At 68.3% G+C, this 14,674-nt stretch carries 11 protein-coding genes and 1 riboswitch; of the genes, 7 read left to right on the top strand and 4 right to left on the bottom strand.

Translation table 11 applies throughout. The annotated features are described in order from the left end of the window. Nucleotides 1–39 precede the first annotated feature (39 nt). A riboswitch (cobalamin riboswitch) is annotated at nucleotides 40–176 on the top strand. 16 nt (nucleotides 177–192) lie between these two features. From KXD98_RS18670 to KXD98_RS18680, 3 genes are read left to right on the top strand one after another with little or no spacing between them, the layout of a single operon-like run. Continuing rightward, on the top strand, nucleotides 193–1,788 hold the full coding sequence (locus tag KXD98_RS18670; protein WP_260759826.1) for an ABC transporter substrate-binding protein: 1,596 nt from the start codon (nucleotides 193–195) through the stop codon (nucleotides 1,786–1,788). Nucleotides 1,789–1,813: 25 nt separating this feature from the next. After that, on the top strand, nucleotides 1,814–2,779 hold the full coding sequence (locus KXD98_RS18675; RefSeq protein ID WP_260759827.1) for an ABC transporter permease: 966 nt from the start codon (nucleotides 1,814–1,816) through the stop codon (nucleotides 2,777–2,779). After that, nucleotides 2,776–5,070 (top strand): ATP-binding cassette domain-containing protein, encoded by a 2,295-nt coding sequence (locus KXD98_RS18680; RefSeq protein ID WP_260759828.1) that lies wholly within the window; start codon nucleotides 2,776–2,778, stop codon nucleotides 5,068–5,070. The genes KXD98_RS18675 and KXD98_RS18680 overlap by 4 nt, the downstream gene beginning before the upstream one ends. Here KXD98_RS18680 and KXD98_RS18685 read toward each other — a convergent pair. From KXD98_RS18685 to KXD98_RS18695, 3 genes are read right to left on the bottom strand one after another with little or no spacing between them, the layout of a single operon-like run. Next, nucleotides 4,966–5,457, bottom strand: coding sequence for a carbonic anhydrase (locus KXD98_RS18685; protein WP_260759829.1), 492 nt, complete (start codon nucleotides 5,455–5,457; stop codon nucleotides 4,966–4,968). The two genes, KXD98_RS18680 and KXD98_RS18685, sit on opposite strands and share 105 nt — an antisense overlap. Nucleotides 5,458–5,488: 31 nt before the next feature. Beyond that, complete coding sequence (locus tag KXD98_RS18690; protein WP_260759830.1) at nucleotides 5,489–7,102, bottom strand: cell wall metabolism sensor histidine kinase WalK; 1,614 nt, start codon at nucleotides 7,100–7,102, stop codon at nucleotides 5,489–5,491. Further along, nucleotides 7,080–7,784 carry a response regulator transcription factor gene (locus KXD98_RS18695; RefSeq protein ID WP_260765296.1) on the bottom strand — a complete coding sequence of 235 codons (705 nt, stop codon included), beginning with the start codon at nucleotides 7,782–7,784 and terminating at the stop codon, nucleotides 7,080–7,082. Before KXD98_RS18695 ends, KXD98_RS18690 begins: the two co-directional genes overlap by 23 nt. A gap of 211 nt (nucleotides 7,785–7,995) precedes the next feature. On the opposite strand from KXD98_RS18695, the gene KXD98_RS18700 reads away from it, so the two are divergent. The 4 genes from KXD98_RS18700 to KXD98_RS18715 are packed head-to-tail and all read left to right on the top strand — an operon-like array spanning nucleotide 7,996 to nucleotide 13,440. Further along, the gene (locus tag KXD98_RS18700) at nucleotides 7,996–8,973 is read left to right on the top strand and encodes an ABC transporter permease (RefSeq protein WP_260759831.1); all 978 of its coding nucleotides are present in this window, start codon (nucleotides 7,996–7,998) and stop codon (nucleotides 8,971–8,973) included. Next, on the top strand, nucleotides 8,970–9,866 hold the full coding sequence (locus KXD98_RS18705; protein ID WP_260759832.1) for an ABC transporter permease: 897 nt from the start codon (nucleotides 8,970–8,972) through the stop codon (nucleotides 9,864–9,866). The genes KXD98_RS18700 and KXD98_RS18705 overlap by 4 nt, the downstream gene beginning before the upstream one ends. Further along, nucleotides 9,863–11,713 carry an ABC transporter ATP-binding protein gene (locus KXD98_RS18710; protein ID WP_260759833.1) on the top strand — a complete coding sequence of 617 codons (1,851 nt, stop codon included), beginning with the start codon at nucleotides 9,863–9,865 and terminating at the stop codon, nucleotides 11,711–11,713. Before KXD98_RS18705 ends, KXD98_RS18710 begins: the two co-directional genes overlap by 4 nt. Before the next feature lie 11 nt (nucleotides 11,714–11,724). Further along, a complete protein-coding gene (locus tag KXD98_RS18715; protein WP_260759834.1) occupies nucleotides 11,725–13,440 on the top strand; it encodes an ABC transporter family substrate-binding protein in 1,716 nt (571 codons plus the stop codon). Here KXD98_RS18715 and KXD98_RS18720 read toward each other — a convergent pair. Beyond that, nucleotides 13,437–14,654, bottom strand: coding sequence for an alpha/beta hydrolase (locus KXD98_RS18720; RefSeq protein WP_260759835.1), 1,218 nt, complete (start codon nucleotides 14,652–14,654; stop codon nucleotides 13,437–13,439). The two genes, KXD98_RS18715 and KXD98_RS18720, sit on opposite strands and share 4 nt — an antisense overlap. Nucleotides 14,655–14,674: the final 20 nt, after the last annotated feature.

Genomic DNA, 14,674 nt, shown 5'->3' on the forward strand with positions numbered 1-14,674 from the left:
AGCCATAGTCAGAAATGGTGCCCGATGAACTTCTGAACTGTCAACATTTCGGTGTTACATTGCCCTCGTTCGACGCAGGGGAACGCCGGTGTGAATCCGGGGCTGTCCCGCAACTGTGACCCGATCGCGGACCGCGACGGGGAGCCAGATCGCCTGCGCGACGTTCGACACCACGAGGATGGACGACAACAGATGAATATTGCCGACGACGCGATTCGTCGTACCTTCGGCCGTCGACGGTTCCTCGTCGGCGCGGGAGGCGCCGGCCTGCTGACCCTGGGCGCTCCCCTGGTACTGACCGGATGCAGCACTGGCGGACCGACCGGCGAACCGGGCTCGGGCGAGCCGATCCGCGGCGGCACACTGCGCACCGTCTTCGCGGGCACCTCGGCCAGCGCCGACGTGCTCGACCCTCACGTGGTGCCGCACTCGGCCGGCGGCGCGGTGTCCAAGAACGTCTGGGAACGGCTCGTCGAATACAACAACGACCTCACGCTGCGTTATCGGCTGGCCGAGTCGCTCCAACCCAACGCCGACGGCACCCAATGGCGGCTCAACGTGCGCCGGGGAGTGCGGTTCAGCGATGGCAGCCCGTTGACTGCGGCCGACGTCATGTGGAGTCTGGAGCGGATGCTCGATGCCGACAAGCCGTCGTCGGGCGACCTGTCCATGATCGACCTCGCGGCCACCAAGGTTGACGGTGAGCACGCGGTGGTCGTCACGATGAAAGAGCCGCTGGCCGACTTCGGCTCCGTGCTGGCCGGCTGGTACGTCTACGTGGTCAAGGACGGCAGCACCGATTTCGACTCGACGACGCTGCCCGTCGGCACCGGCCCGTTCGTGCTCGAATCGTGGTCGCCGGGTGACCGGACGCGGTTGGTCCGCAACGAGACCTATTGGGACGGACCAGGATACCTTGACGCCGTCGAGATCCTACAGATCGCAGCGACCGAGCCCCGACTCAACACCTTCCTGTCGCGGGAAGCCGACGTCGTCTACGAGCTGGCGCCCGCGCAGAGCAACGCCCTGCGCGAACAGCCCGATGTCTATCTGGTCACCCCGCCGTCGGGTGTGATGTCCGCCTTCCAGATGAGAGTGGACATGGCGCCGTTCGACGATCCGAGGGTGCGCGAGGCGATGCGGCTCTCGGTGGATCGTCAAGCGATCGTCGACTCGGTGTTCTACGGTTTCGCCGAGCAAGGCAACGACCTCTACGGCAAGGGCGCTCCCTTCTACAATTCCGGGTTGCCACAACGCTCCTGTGATCCGCAGCGGGCTCGCGAGCTGCTGCGCGAAGCCGGCCACCAGAATCTGACCGTCACCCTGCACACCGCCGATGTGAGTCCGGGCCAACTGGAGTCGGCCACCCTGTTCGCCGAGCAGGCCAAGCAGTCGGGTATCACCGTCGAATTGCAGACCGAGCCGGGCGACATCTACTTCTCACAGATCTCCGGCAATCGGCCACTGACCCAGTCAGGCTGGTGGAACTACAGTCTGGACTACTTCTACGGCCAGGCCCTGACCTCCGACGCACCCGACAACGGCACCGGCTGGCGAAGGCCGGACTGGGACCGGAAATTCTACGAAGCGCGCGCAACGATGGATGCAGATCGCCGCGCGGCGCTTTACGACGAACTGCAGGAGCAGCTCTGGAACGAGGGCGGTCACATCCTGCACAGCTTCGCTCTGCAACCCACTGCGGTACGCACCCACGTGCAGGGAATCCGCGACGGCGTCCCGGGCACCGGCGATTGGGCGAACTTCTCGACCAGCTGGATCGCCCGATGACCGAGCCCGCGCCCCGAGCCATGAGGTGACGCGCTACGTCACCAGGCGGCTGGCCGGCGCAGCGATCGTCCTCTTCGTGGTCGCGGGTCTGACATTCTGGTTGTTCGAGCTTCTCCCCGGAGACGCAGCGACGGTGTTGCTCTCACGCCAGGGAGCCGGTCAGCCCGACCCGCAGCAGCTGGCGGCGCTGCGATCCGAACTCGGCCTGGACCGCCCCGCTGTCGAGCGTTTCGTGGAGTGGATCGTCGGACTGACCCGCGGCGATCTCGGAACATCGCTGCTGTCCCAGCGTCCCGTCGCGGAGGTGATGCAGTTTCGGTTGGGCAACTCCCTGGTCCTGGCCGCGGTCACGGTGGCGATACTGATCCCCTTGTCGGTCTTGGTCGGTCTGTCCGCGGGCGCCTACCCGGGATCGCGCTTCGACCGATGGATCAGCTCCGTCGCGCTGGCCTCGGAATCGGTTCCACCGTTCGTCATCGGGGTCCTGTCGATCTCGTGGCTTGCGCTGGGTCTCGGCTGGCTGCCCGCGGTATCGCTGGTACCGGCCGGCACCAACCCGTTGGAGCGCCCCGAGATACTGGTTCTACCGGTGCTGTGTCTGCTGTGCGGGCTGGCCCCACATCCCATTCGGGTGGCGCGGGCACAGATGGCCGAGGTGATGAACAGCGACTACATCCGCACAGCGCGGATCAACGCGATCCCGCAGCGTCGGCTCATTCTTCGGCATGCGGCACCCAACGCCCTATCGGCGGCAGTGCACCCGCTGGCCGGGGCGGTGGTCGGGCTTCTCGGTGGAATTGCCATCGTGGAAACACTTTTCGCCTATCCCGGACTCGCGCATGAACTCCTGCGCGCAATCTCGGCGCGGGACCTCCCGTTCGTGCAGTCGACCTCGGTGCTGCTGGCCGCCTTCGGCCTGCTGACGTACCTGGCGGCTGACCTGGTGGCGATGACACTGACTCCCGCCGGCCGAAATGTGCTCGACCGATGACGCGCACGACGTGGATCGGGAGAACACCGGCCACTGCGGCCCTGCTCATGCTGGGTGTTCTGATCGCTTTGGGCCCTTTTGTCGCCCCATACTCCCCCACCGAGGCGCACGGCGTCCCGTTCCAGGCGCCGTCGCTGGGCCATCTGCTCGGCACCGATTTCGTCGGTCGCGATGTCCTGGCGCGGGTGCTGCACGGCGGATACCGGCTGGTCGCTTTCACCTCGATAGCCCTGGTGCTGTCCTACGCACTGGGAGTTGCCGTCGGCCTTGCCGCCGGTATGCGTCGGCGCGCCGATGGCTGGCTGATGCGGCCGGTCGACGCCATGATCGTGCTGCCGTGGTTTCTGGTCGTCGCGGTCATCGCCACCGCCGTCGGGAAGGGGCCTGCGGCAATCGTGCTGGCCACCGCCCTGGTGATCGCTCCGTGGGTGGCCAGGATCGTCAGGACCACCACGATCGAGCTGTTGTCGACCGGCTTCGTCGAATCGGCCCGGGCCCGCGGCGAGAGCGACCGGCAGATCGCGCTGCGGCAGATCCTGCCCAACCTGCAACCGGTTCTGATCGCCGACGCGGGTATCCGCGTCTCGGCAACGGTGGGCATCATCACCGCGAGTAGCTTCCTGGGTCTCGGAACCCACCAGCCCGCACCGGACTGGGCCCTGATGGTCACCGAGAATCGTGCGGGTATCGGTGCGGCCCCATTGTCTGTGCTGGTACCTGCCGGTCTGATCACCGCGCTGGTGGTGTCCCTGAACCTGGTCGCCGACCGCCTGACCACACCGCGGCCCGACCGTATGGCCGCACCGCGGCCCGACCGTATGGCCGCACCGCGGCCGTCGCATGACCGCGGCGGCGGGGCACCCGGCCTGACGGTGACCGACGCCGACGGCACCACGATCCTCGACGGGGTAGAGCTGGCCCTGCCCGCAGGTCGAAGTATCGCCCTCGTCGGTCCCTCCGGGGCCGGCAAAACCACCCTCGCCCTGGCCCTGCTGGACGCACTGCCCGCCGGCCTGACCCGCCGCGGAAACCCGTGGCCGGGCAAAGACCCTGCTCTCAGGATGGGCTACGTCCCGCAGGACCCGGCGACCGGGCTGAATCCCGCCTTGCGCGTGCAGACCCACTTCCGCGAGATTCAACGAGCGCACCGCACCGGCGGCCCCGGCGAGGTTGCGGATGCACTGCGCAGTGTCGAGTTGCCGACCGACCGGCAATTCCTGCGCAGATACCCGCATCAGCTCTCCGGCGGTCAACAGCAGCGAGTCCTCATTGCGCTTGCCCTGCTGAGCCGGCCCGAGGTCGTGGTGCTCGACGAACCGACCACCGGCCTGGACGCCGAGACAGCCGCCACTCTCGTTGCGACACTGCGCACGCTGCGCACCACGACTGCCACCACCTTCGTCCTCGTCACCCACGACCTCGACACGGTCGATGAGCTCGTCGACGATGTGATCACGCTGCGCAACGGCACGATCGTCGACGACCATCCCGACCGGCCTGCCGTCAGGGTGGCGCCCGCGACGGCGGTGCGGCCACCAGAACCGGTCCTGCGGGTCGAGAACCTCGTCGCCCGGTATCGCGACGGCACCGAACTCGAACTGCCGGATCTCACCCTCGGATCGGGGGAATGTGTCGCGCTCGTCGGCCGATCCGGCAGCGGCAAGACCACACTGGCACGCTGCCTGGTCGGCCTGCACCCACCTCACCGCGGGCGAATCCGTTGGCGCGACGTCGAACTGGCCTCCACAGCACGACGGCGCACCCCCGGGCAACGCCGCGCGATACAGCTGGTCTTCCAGAATCCGCGCCGGTCGTTGAACCCCCGGTGCACCGTCGAACAGGAGCTGTGCCGTCCGCTGCGCCTGGGCTCGGACAGATCCGCTACCGAGGCGTCTGCCGAAGCTGCCGGTCTGCTCCGGCTCGTCGGCCTGGGCCCCGAGGTACTCCAACGAAAAACGCCCCAGCTGTCCGGAGGTCAGGCTCAGCGCGTCGCGCTGGCCCGCGCGATCGCCAGCCGGCCAGAGATTCTGGTGTGCGACGAGGTGACCTCCTCACTGGACCCCGAGTCACGCGACGGAGTTCTCCAGGTGCTCGCCCAGTTGGCCGCCACGGGCGTCGCCGTGCTCTTCATCAGCCACGACGACACCGCTATGGGCCGTCTGGCCGACCGCGTGATCAGGCTGCCGCTACGCGCCGACCTCGGTGAGACGGCCGGTCCTGACATCGAACACGAAACCGCGCAAGGACTCGTGCCTGGTGACGAACGGGCTGGCTTCGATGCGCCGCAGTGACTGCCGCACATCCTCCTCGACATCGATGAATGCCTCGGCGGCCCACTCGGGCTTGATGCCGGTCTCATCCTGGATCTGCTGCTTGAAGCCGTCGTCGGTGAAGGTCAGCATGCCGCAGTCGGTGTGGTGGATCAGGATGATCTCCCTGGTGCCGAGCAACCGCTGACTGATCGCCAGCGACCGGATCTCGTCGTCGGTGACCACGCCGCCGGCGTTGCGGATCACGTGTGCCTCGCCGTCTTTGAGACCCAGGATCCGGTAGACGTCCATCCGGGCGTCCATGCAGGCGACCACGGCGACGTGCCTGCTGGGCGGCAACGGCAGCGGACCGGAGAACGTCTTGGCGTACTCCTCGTTGTTCTTCAGATACTCGTCGGTGACTGTCATGACGGGAAGCTAGCCCGGTGGTGGCAGAAAGTCACGGGTCAGAATCGCCGGATTCGGCACTGCTGTCCGACACCGGAGACCAGCCGGGCAGGCTGACGACGAATCGTGTTGCGCCGGGCGCACTGTCGACGACGATCGAGCCACCGTGGGCCCGCACCACCGCCTCGACGATAGCCAGCCCCAGACCGGTGCTGCCCTCTCGACGCGAGCGCGACGAGTCACCGCGGGCGAACCGCTCGAACACGTCGGGCAGCAGTTCGGCAGGCACCCCCGGCCCGTCATCGGCCACCGTGAGCACCACCGTGCCGTCGGCCCGTTCGGACAGCGACGTCGTGACCGACGTGCCGTCTGGGGTGTGGGTGCGCGCGTTGGCCAGCAGATTGGCCAGCACCTGATGCAACCGTGCCTCGTCGCCGGCGACGTGGACCGGCTCCTCGGGGAGGTCGAGCAGCCACCGGTGGCCCGGACCGGCGACCTGGGCGTCGCTGACCGCGTCGACGAGCAGCCGGGACAGGTCGACGGGCCGGCGCTGCAACGGTCGGCCGGAATCCAGTCGGGCCAGCAACAGCATGTCCTCGACCAGGTGGGTCAGCCGTGCGGTCTCCGATTCCACCCGGCTCATCGCGTGCGCCACATCCTCGGGCAGGTCGGCGTGTCTGCGTTGCGCCAGTTCGGTGTAGCCGCGGATGGCGGCCAGCGGGGTACGCAGCTCGTGACTGGCGTCGGCGACGAACTGCCGGACCCGGGTTTCACTGGCGTGGCGGGCCTTCAACGCGTCGGCGATGCGGTCGAGCATCCGGTTCAGCGCGGTACCGAGCCTGCCGACCTCGGTGCCGGCGGCCACCGGGTCGACGTCGACGATCGGACTGGGCAGGCGCACCTCGCCTCGGTCGAGCTCGAGATCGGCCACCTGCTGGGCCGCTTCGGAAACCCTTGCCAGCGGCGCCATCTCGCGACGCACCAGTACCGCACCCAGACCGGCGACGACGGCCAGTGCCACACCGGCGACCGCACCGAAGATCACCAGCGCCTGCAGCATCGTGTCGTCGACGTCGGCGGTGGGCAAGCCGGTCACCACCGTCTGGGACGTGGCCAGGCTCGGAAAAGCCACAACACGGTAGCGGCCGAGCCCGTCCAGATCCACGGTGCGGGGTCCCCGACCCACGGCCACCTCGGTCAACTGAGTCGCCGCGACGGCCGAAACCTGCGCGCGTGCCCCGTTCTCGGTGATCACACCCGCACTCACGGTGCGGCCGTCGGCCACGACTGCGCCTACCGCACCGATCGCCTGCCCCGGAGCGTTGAGGAACACCGGTCCCGGGCCGCCGTCCTCGCGCATGCCCATCCGGATGCCGATCCGAGGACCGGGAGCAGGACCGCCGGGCATGCCCGGCGGCCGCATCATCACCGGACCTCCGGGAGGCGGTCCGTGATCGAACATCACCGTCGAGCGCCGACCTGCCTCGATGACCTGCTCGTCGAGCTGACCAGTCAAGAATCGCTGCAAACCGAACTCGGTGGCGACGCCGATGCCCGCGCACGCCCCGGCCAGCAGCAACAACTGGGTGACCAGCAGTCGGGTGCGCAGCGACCACGAGCGCGGTGACCGCAGGCCGCGGCGATCACCGGGCTGGTTTGAGGACATACCCCGCTCCGCGCAGCGTGTGGATCATCGGTTCGCGCCCGCTGTCGATCTTCTTGCGCAGGTAGGACACATACAGTTCGACGATGTTGGAGCGGCCACCGAAGTCGTAGTTCCACACCCGGTCGAGGATCTGCGCCTTGCTCAGCACCCGCCGGGCATTGCGCATCATGAACCGCAGCAGCTCGAACTCCTTGGCCGTCAGCACGATCACCTCGCCGCCGCGGCTCACCTCGTGACTGTCCTCGTCGAGCACGAGGTCGCCGACGATCAGTTTGCGACCCCCGTTCTCCGTGCTGATCCCGGTGCGCCGCAGCAGCGCGCGCAGCCGCAGCACCACCTCTTCGATACTGAACGGTTTGGTGACGTAATCGTCGCCGCCGGCGGTCAGTCCGGCGATGCGGTCCTCCACCGAATCCTTGGCGGTCAGCAGCAACAGTGGGAGGCCGGGGTTGCGCTGCCGCAGCGCGCGCAGCACATCGAGCCCACTCATGTCCGGCAGCATCACGTCGAGCACCACCACGTCCGGCGGCGTCTGCTGGGCAATCGCCAGCGCACTCGCCCCGTCACCAGCGGTGCTGATCTCCCAGCCCTCGTAGCGCAGCGCCATCGACACCAGTTCGGCCAGCACCGGCTCGTCGTCGACGACCAGCACCCGCACCGCGCTGCCATCGGCGCGACGCATCACCGCCCGAGCGGGCTCACTGTCGCCGCCGCCATCCTCGACGGCGCCGTACGTGGCGGTGACCACCGCACCATTATGCGCTGGCACGATGAGCGGCCGCTGTGGTGTTTCTGTGTGCGCGCTGTGCGCCCCATCGGCCCCGCCGCGACGCGTGGACGGCGGACGTCTCCTAACCTGGGCCCATGCAGCGCCGGCGCGGACCCATGGCCCGATGACCCGTTTCCTGGCGCGCCGCCTGCTGAACTACGTGCTGCTGCTCGCGCTGGCGTCGTTCCTGACGTTCACTCTTACCTCGCTGGCGTTCAACCCGCTGGAGAGCCTGCTGGAACGCAACCCACGGCCCCCGGATGCGGTCATCGCCGCCAAGGCCGCCGAGCTGGACCTGGACAAGCCGATCCCCTTGCGGTACCTGAGCTGGGTGTCCGGGGCGGTGCGCGGGGACTTCGGCACCACGGTGGCCGGCCAACCCGTCGGCGAGGAGCTGTGGCGCCGCGTCGGAGTGAGTCTGCGGCTGGTGGTCATCGGGTCGCTGGTGGGCACCGTCATCGGCGTGGTCGCCGGCGCCTGGAGCGCGGTGCGCCAGTATCGGCTCTCCGACCGGGTGATCACAGTGCTGTCGCTGCTGATCATCAGCGCTCCCACGTTCGTGATCGCCAACCTGCTGATCCTCGGTGCCCTCAAGGTCAACTCGGTCTTGGGCATGCAGATCTTCGAGTACACCGGCGAAAGTTCCTCCGATGCCACCGGTGGTGCGTGGAACCACTTCGTCAACCGCTTGCAGCATCTGGTGCTGCCGACGTTCACACTGGCGCTGGCCTCGATTGCCGGCTTTTCGCGCTACCAGCGCAACGCGATGCTCGACGTCCTCGGCCAGGATTTCATCCGCACCGCGCGCGCCAAAGGCCTGACGCGCCGGCAGGCGCTGTTCAAACACGGCCTGCGGACCGCATTGATTCCGATGGCAACCCTGTTCGCCTACGGCGTCAGCGCATTGGTCACCGGCGCGGTGTTCGTCGAGAAGATCTTCGGCTGGCACGGTATGGGCCAATGGGTGGTGGAGGGAATCGCGGCTCAGGACACCAACATCATCGCCGCGATCACCGTGTTCTCCGGGGCGACCGTGCTGCTGGCGGGGCTGCTGTCGGACCTCATCTACGCCGCCCTCGACCCGCGGGTGCGTACCCGATGACCGCCGATACCGGGTTCGCTTCGCGGCGCACGCTGGTGTGGCGCCGGTTCCTGCGCAACACCCCCGCGGTGGTGTCGCTGGTCGTGCTGGCCGTGCTGTTCATCGGCTGCTACGCCCTGCCCCCGCTGCTTCCCTACTCCTACACCGACCTCGACTATTACGCCCTGCAGCAGCCCCCCAGCACCGAGCACTGGTTCGGCACCAACGCCCTGGGCCAGGACCTGTTGGCCCAGACACTGCGCGGCATGCAGAAGTCGCTGCTGATCGGCATCTTCGTGGCGTTTCTGTCCACGCTGCTGGCGGCCACCGTCGGCGCGGTCGCGGGATACTTCGGCGGGTGGCGCGATCGCGCACTGATGTGGGTGGTCGACCTGCTGCTGGTGGTGCCGGCCTTCATCCTCATCGCCATCGTCACCCCGTTGACCCAGAGGTCCAACACTGTGTTCTGGCTGATCCTGCTGCTCGCCGCGTTCAGCTGGATGATCAGCTCCCGCATCGTGCGCGGGCTGACGATGAGCCTGCGCGACCGCGAGTTCGTCGTCGCCGCACGCTATATGGGGGTCAGCAACTGGCGCATCATCACCCGCCACATCTTGCCCAACGTGGCATCGATCCTGATCATCGACACCGCGCTGAACGTCGGCGTGGCGGTACTGGCCGAAACCGGCCTCAGTTTCCTGGGTTTCGGCGTCCAGCCGCCCGACGTGTCGCTGGGCACGCTGATTGCCGACGGCACCCGATCGGTCACCACGTTCCCCTGGGTGTTCCTGTTCCCGGCCGGGATGCTGGTGCTGATCGTGCTGTGTGCGAACCTGATCGGCGACGGCCTGCGCGATGCGCTGGACCCTGACGCCAGACCTCGCCGAGGCATCCTGCGGCGGGGCCGCCGATGAGCCTGCTCGAGGTCCGGGGGCTCAACGTCACCTTCCCCGTCGACACAGCCACCGGCACCGAACGCGTCGCCGCGGTCCGCGGTCTGGACTATGACCTCGCCGCCGGCGAGGTGGTCGCACTGGTCGGCGAATCCGGGGCCGGCAAGTCCGCCGGCGCGATGGCGGTGATCGGCCTGCTGCCCGAGTACGCCGAGGTCTCGGGGTCGGTCCGGCTGCACGGCGAGGAACTGCTCGGCATGGCCGACCGGCAGATGTCACGCATCCGGGGCAACACGATCGGCACGGTGTTCCAGGACCCGATGTCGGCTCTGACGCCGGTGTACACCGTCGGCGACCAGATCGCCGAGACGATCCGGGTACACCACCGCGCCATCGGCCGGCGTGCGGCACGGACCCGGGCTGTCGAGCTGCTGGAACTGGTCGGCATCGCAGCACCGGACAAGCGCGCACGGGCGTTCCCGCACGAGCTTTCCGGCGGGGAACGTCAGCGCGTGGTGATCGCCATCGCCATCGCCAACGACCCCGACCTGCTGATCTGCGACGAACCGACGACCGCCCTGGACGTCACGGTGCAGGCCCAGATTCTCGACGTGCTGCGCACCGCCCGCGACGTCACCGGCGCGGGCGTGCTGATCATCACCCACGACCTGGGCGTGGTGGCCGAGTTCGCCGACCGGGCGCTGGTGATGTACGCCGGGCGTGCGGTGGAGACCGCACGCGTCGCCGAGCTCTACGACAACCGTCGAATGCCCTACACGGTGGGTCTGCTGGGTTCGGTTCCACGCCTGGACGCACCGCAGGGGACCCGTCTGGTGCCGATTCCCGGCGCTCCCCCGGCACTGGCCGCGCTGCCGCCGGGATGCCCGTTCATGCCGCGCTGCCCGTTGGCCATCGACGAGTGCAGCGCCGCCGAACCGGAGTTGGAACCCGTCGCACCCGAGCATCGTGTCGCGTGCATCCGGCACGAGCAGGTGCGCGGCCGCAGCGCCGCCGAGCTCTACCACCTGTCCACCGAGCCCGCGCCGGCCGCAGCAGTGTCCTCGTCGGCGTCGGTGGTGCTGCGGGCCCGAGACCTGGTCAAGACCTACCCACTGACCAAAGGGGCGGTGTTGCGCCGGCGGATCGGCGAGGTGCGCGCGGTCGACGGGGTCAGCTTCGACCTGCACGAGGGCCGCACCCTGGCCATCGTCGGCGAATCCGGTTCGGGCAAGTCCACCACGCTGCACCAGATTCTGGCGCTGACGCCGCCGCAGGCCGGTGCGATCGAGGTGTCGGGCACCGATGTCGCGACCCTGGACCGTCGGGCCCGGAGAGGGTTGCGCAAAGATCTGCAGGTGGTGTTCCAGGACCCGGTCGCGTCGGTGGACCCGCGGCTCCCGGTCTTCGATGTGCTGGCAGAACCGCTGCAGGCCAACGGTTTCAGCGGTGAGGACACACGCGCTCGGATCGCCGAGTTGCTCACCCTGGTGGGCTTGCGGCGCGAGGACGCGACACGCTACCCGGCCGAGTTCTCCGGCGGCCAGAAGCAGCGCATCGGGATCGCCCGGGCGCTGGCGCTGCAACCACGAATCCTTGCCCTCGACGAACCGGTCTCGGCACTGGACGTCTCGATCCAGGCCGGCATCATCAACCTGCTGCTCGACCTGCAGGATCGCTTCGGTCTGGCCTATCTGTTCGTCTCGCACGACCTCTCGGTGGTCAAACACCTGGCCCATCGGGTGGCGGTGATGCACCGCGGCGTCATCGTCGAGCAGGGCGACAACGCACAGGTGTTCGCCGATCCGGCGCACGAGTACACACGCCGGTTGCTGGCTGCAGTCCCGCGCCCCCAGCCCGAACATGGCTAGAGTCGGTCCGCATGACCCCCCTGAGCACGCGAGCAGACACTCAGTCCCCCACTTCGGGGCCCAGGAGGGGGTTTGCGCGTCTGCTCGGCATAGCACTGGCGGCGGTGCTGGTGGCAGCAGGCTGCTCCAGCGGGGAGCGCGACGTCCCGTCGGCGGGTGGTGACGCCGAGATCGGCGCAACCGCCGACATCAACCCGCAGGACCCAGCCACGCTGCGCCCGGGCGGTAACCTGCGGCTGGCCTGGACCGGATTCCCGCCCAACTTCAACTATCTGCACATCGACGGCAACCTCGGCGAACTCGGTGCGATGCTGCGCGCCACGCTGCCGCGGGCGTTCTTCATCAAGCCCGACGGCGAGATGACGGTCAACTCCGACTTCTTCACCAGCGTCGAGATGACCAGCACCGAACCCCAGATCGTCACGTACACGATCAACCCGAAGGCGGTCTGGTCCGACGGCAACCCCATCACCTGGGAAGACATCGCCGCGCAGATCAACGCCACCAGCGGCGACGACGACCGATACCTGTTCGCCGCGCCCAACGGCAGCGACCGGGTGCAGTCGGTGGCCAGAGGCATCGACGACCGGCAGGCCGTGGTGACCTTCGACCGCCACTACGCCGACTGGAAAGGCATGTTCGCCGGCAACGCCATGCTGATGCCCAAGTCGGTCACCGGTGATCCCGAAACGTTCAACCGGGGCTTCCTCAACGCCGCACCGCCGTCGGCGGGGCCGTTCATGATCAGCACCATCGACCGTGGAGCCCAGCGAATCGTGTTGACCCGCAATCCGCAATGGTGGGGTGCACCTCCGGTGCTGGAGTCCATCACCTACTCCGTGCTCGACGACGCGGCGCGGATGCCGGCACTGCAGAACAACGCAATCGACGCCGCCTCGCTGCAGACCCTCGACGACCTGACCATCGCCCGGCGCACCGAAGGCGTTTCGGTGCGCCGGGCCCCGGCGCCCAACTGGTATCACCTGACATTCAACGGGGCACCGGGATCGATCCTGGCCGACCGGGCCCTGCGCATCGCGATCACCAAGGGCATCGACCGCCAGGCCATCGCCACGGTGTCGCAACGCGGCCTGGTCGACAACCCGGTCCCGCTGAACAACCACATCTACGTCGCCGGCCAGGAGGGCTACCAGGACAACAGCATCAGCTTCGACCCCGAGGCCGCCCAACGGGAGCTCGACGAGCTCGGCTGGCGGCTCAACGGACAGTTCCGCGAGAAGGACGGACGAACCCTGACCATCCGCGACGTCTTCTACGACGCCCGCAGCACCCGGGCCATCGCGCAGATCGCACAGAGCAACCTGGCACAAATCGGTGTCAACCTGGAACTCGTCCCGGCCGCCGGCGGCAAACTCTTCACCGACTTCGTCCTACCCGGCAACTTCGACATCGCCCAATTCGCCTGGGGCGGAGATGCATTTCCGTTGTCGAGCCTGACCCAGATCTATGCGTCCAACGGCGAGAGCAACTACGCCAACATCGGCAGCCCGGAAATCGACGCGAAAATCGAACAGACCCTCTCTGAGCTGGATCCAGAAACCGCGCGGACGCTGGCCAACGAACTCGACACGATGATCTGGGCAGAAGGACACAGCCTGCCGCTGTTTCAGGCCCCGGGCAACGTTGCGGTACGCAGCACGCTGGCCAACTACGGACCCGCCGGCATCGGCGACCTGAACTACACCGCCATCGGCTTCATGAACTAGGGCAGCATCGACTCGACCCGCACCGCGACGGTGACCGCGCCGACCAGCAGCCGAACGGTGGTATTGGCCGGTAACGCGTCGAGTTCGTGGCCCCGAACCGCCAACTGGTGCAGCGAGTCCGCGGCAGCGGCCAGGCAGACCTGCAGCGCGGCGGGCTCACGCGTGTCGAGAATGCTGTGCCCGGCGGTGGGCAGCTCGACGAGCACCGAGTCGGGGATCAGGCCGGCGACGCGGTGGGCCACCTGCGGAGGTGTGGTGAGGTCGAGCCCGCCGGACAGGACCGCAGTCGGCCAGCCGAACGCCGGCATGGCGGCGCGCAGATCGACCGGTTCGGCTTCGAATTCGATGTCACCGGAGGCTGTCTCGCGAAGGACGACCGCAGGATCGAGCGGTAAGCCGTCGGGTTGGGCTCCGTAGTTGAGCTCACGGTAGGCGATGCGCTCGACCAGATCGGGCTCATGGTGATAGAGCGTCTTGCGCTCCAGCAGCAGGCGGGTGCCCCGCTCGACGGTGGACCACAGCCGACGATGACCGGCCGCGAGCAGGTCCAGTTGACGCTGCAGTACGTCGGGCCCGGCGGCACCGAACAGTTCGGTGACCAGTCCGACGTCGCGCGGCACCAGCCTCGCGTCGGCGACCAGAGCGCGGATGGTTGCCGCCAGTTCGGCGGTGCCCGGCGAGGCGCCGTCCCACAGCACGCGCCGGATCTGGGCGCGCACGTCGTCGATGTCGCCGGCGCACAGCAGCGGGGAGTCGAGCACCATCGCATGGATGCGGTTCGGGTGCCGTACACCCAGGCCGGCGGCCAGGTAGGAACCGTAGGACGCCCCGTACACGATGGCCCGGCCCACCCCGGCGTCATCGAGAACCGCGGCGATGTCACCGAGCACCGCGTCGACGGTCAGCGCCTCCGGCACAAGGTCGGCCCCGGCGTCGTCGTGCCGGGACAGTCCGACGCCGCGATGCTCGACCATGATCACGTCCAGACCGGCCGCTGCGGCGCGCCGGCGAAACGCCCGGTACAGCGCAACCGAGGCCGCTCCGGGGCCTCCGGGGATGACGACCAACGGGTGCGCGGACCGGCCTCCGACCCGCACGTAGTAGACGTCGAAGTGCTCGTCCCCGCCGTCGCGCACCGGGCGGCGCACTGCACGCACCCCCGGTAGCGCCGCAAGCCTGCGGTGGAGCCGACGGCGGCGCGCGGTCATCGTCATCACGTCCCATTGTGCCGGGT

Origin of the sequence: Mycobacterium sp. SMC-4 (assembly GCF_025263265.1) — a bacterium.
Taxonomy (GTDB): domain Bacteria; phylum Actinomycetota; class Actinomycetes; order Mycobacteriales; family Mycobacteriaceae; genus Mycobacterium.